The organism is Synechococcus sp. R55.7, assembly GCF_047461955.1.
Lineage (GTDB): Bacteria > Cyanobacteriota > Cyanobacteriia > Thermostichales > Thermostichaceae > Thermostichus.
In genome coordinates this window covers 1-2500 of the sequence record NZ_JANSIC010000180.1, presented here as the reverse complement: position 1 = coordinate 2500, position 2500 = coordinate 1, and the positions used below count along the sequence as shown (strand labels likewise).

Annotated in this window: 2 tRNA genes and 2 rRNA genes (1 of these 4 cut by a window edge); all 4 read right to left on the bottom strand. The window is 58.5% G+C overall.

From position 1 onward, the window contains the following. Positions 1-217, bottom strand: a 23S ribosomal RNA gene (locus tag NW820_RS09650) (it extends 2592 nt beyond the left edge of the window). A 233-nt stretch (positions 218-450) separates the two neighbouring features. Next, positions 451-526, bottom strand: a tRNA-Ala gene (locus tag NW820_RS09645). A gap of 89 nt (positions 527-615) precedes the next feature. Further along, positions 616-689, bottom strand: a tRNA-Ile gene (locus tag NW820_RS09640). A gap of 123 nt (positions 690-812) precedes the next feature. Next, positions 813-2285 (bottom strand): 16S ribosomal RNA (locus NW820_RS09635). The 16S and 23S rRNA genes sit together here with 2 tRNA genes alongside, the layout of an rRNA operon. Positions 2286-2500 lie beyond the last annotated feature (215 nt).

Here is a 2500-nt window from a genome sequence, read left to right as displayed (position 1 = left end):
TCCTGCGGCTACTAAGATGTTTCAGTTCGCCGCGTTCGCCCCTTTGGCCTATGGATTCAGCCAAAGGTGACAAGGCTTGCGCCTTGCCGGGTTGCCCCATTCGGGAACCTGCGGATCACCGCTTTTGTCCAGCTCCCCGCAGCGTTTCGTCGGTAACACGCCCTTCCTCGCCTCTGCGTGCCTAGGTATCCACCGTGCGCCCTTAACTGACTTGACCTTTTCACCTCACGTAACATTGGTGTTCTACCTGCCTCATGCCCCCAGGTTGCTGCTGCTTCCCCCAAGCCAAGGCTCGGAGGGCTCAACCCAGAAGCATGCTGCTCTCTTGCTATGCAGTTTTCAAAGTGCTGGCCGGCTCAACCCGGCTGGAGGCTTGTGCTCGGACCCAAACCCCTAGCCCGGTCGTCAACCTATCCAACTGGAGAACCCCTTCCCGGCTCCTCACCAAAGTGGTGGAGGTAAGCGGACTCGAACCGCTGACTTCTGCCGTGCAAAGGCAGCGCTCTACCAGCTGAGCTATACCCCCAATCCAGACTGCACCCACCCTCTGGCTTTGCCCTCAGCTTGGCCAGCTCGCTTCTAGCTTGCTAGCTCTCCCTTCTCCAGGACAAACAGTGGGCCATCCTGGACTCGAACCAGGGACCTCACCCTTATCAGGGGTGCGCTCTAACCACCTGAGCTAATAGCCCTCCCCTCGGTTCCCCTCCAGAACCCCAGTCAACCATCCCTTCAACCCCGACCGACCTGGGATAACCTTTGCTGGCCTGAGGGTGGTCTAACTCCCCTCAGATGCCCCAAGGTAGGTCTCCCTAAAAGGAGGTGATCCAGCCGCACCTTCCGGTACGGCTACCTTGTTACGACTTCACCCCAGTCACCAGCCCTGCCTTCGGCGGGTGCTCCGACTTCGGGCATGGCCAGCTCCCATGGTGTGACGGGCGGTGTGTACAAGGCCCGGGAACGTATTCACCGCAGCATGCTGATCTGCGATTACTAGCGATTCCGCCTTCACGCAGGCGAGTTGCAGCCTGCGATCTGAACTGAGACGCGGTTTTTGGGATTGGCTCACGCTCGCGCGCTCGCGACCCTTTGTCCGCGCCATTGTAGCACGTGTGTAGCCCAGAGCGTAAGGGGCATGCTGACTTGACGTCATCCTCACCTTCCTCCGGTTTGTCACCGGCAGTCTCCCTAGAGTGCCCAACTCAATGCTGGCAACTAGGAACAAGGGTTGCGCTCGTTGCGGGACTTAACCCAACATCTCACGACACGAGCTGACGACAGCCATGCACCACCTGTGTCCGCGCTCCCGAAGGCACCCCCACGTTTCCGCAGGGTTCGCGGCATGTCAAGCCCTGGTAAGGTTCTTCGCGTTGCATCGAATTAAACCACATGCTCCACCGCTTGTGCGGGCCCCCGTCAATTCCTTTGAGTTTCACACTTGCGTGCGTACTCCCCAGGCGGGACACTTAACGCGTTAGCTCCGACACTGACCGGGTCGATACGGCCAACGTCTAGTGTCCATCGTTTACGGCTAGGACTACTGGGGTATCTAATCCCATTCGCTCCCCTAGCTTTCGTACCTCAGCGTCAGTTGAGGCCCAGTTGCGCGCTTCCGCCTCAGGTGTTCTTCCCGATCTCTACGCATTTCACCGCTACACCGGGAATTCCCGCAACCCCTACCTCACTCTAGCCGGTCAGTTTCCAGGGCCTTCCCACAGTTGAGCTGTGGCCTTTGACCCCAGACTTGACCAGCCGCCTACGTACCCTTTACGCCCAATAATTCCGGATAACGCTTGCCTCCTCCGTCTTACCGCGGCTGCTGGCACGGAGTTAGCCGAGGCTTATTCCTGGGGTACCGTCAGCTTTCGTCCCCCAGAAAAGAGGTTTACAACCCAAGGGCCTTCCTCCCTCACGCGGTATTGCTCCGTCAGGCTTGCGCCCATTGCGGAAAATTCCCCACTGCTGCCTCCCGTAGGAGTCTGGGCCGTGTCTCAGTCCCAGTGTGGCGGGCCATCCTCTCAGACCCGCTACGGATCGTCGCCTTGGTAGGCCATTACCCCACCAACTAGCTAATCCGACGCAGGCTCATCCTCAGGTGGATTGCTCCTTTCAGCTTCCGCCTGTATGGGGTATTAGCAGCCGTTTCCAGCTGTTATCCCCCGCCTGAGGGTAGATTCCTACGTGTTACTCACCCGTCCGCCACTAACACCCGAAGGTGCCCGTCCGACTTGCATGTGTTAAGCATACCGCCAGCGTTCATCCTGAGCCAGGATCAAACTCTCCGTGTCAATTCAAGAGCTTGTCTCTGGAAAAATGGAAACTTGACAGGGTTGAATATGCAGCCACCAGCCGACTCAGGGAGCCTGCTGTGCTGCTTGGCGATGGTTGACTGAACGAGTTACTTGTCAAGGTTCTGGGGCGCCGGGGCTGGGTGGCCTTGTGGCGCTTTACTACCCTATCCCCACCCCCACCACCCCGTCAAGATATCCAACCCAAAGTTTTT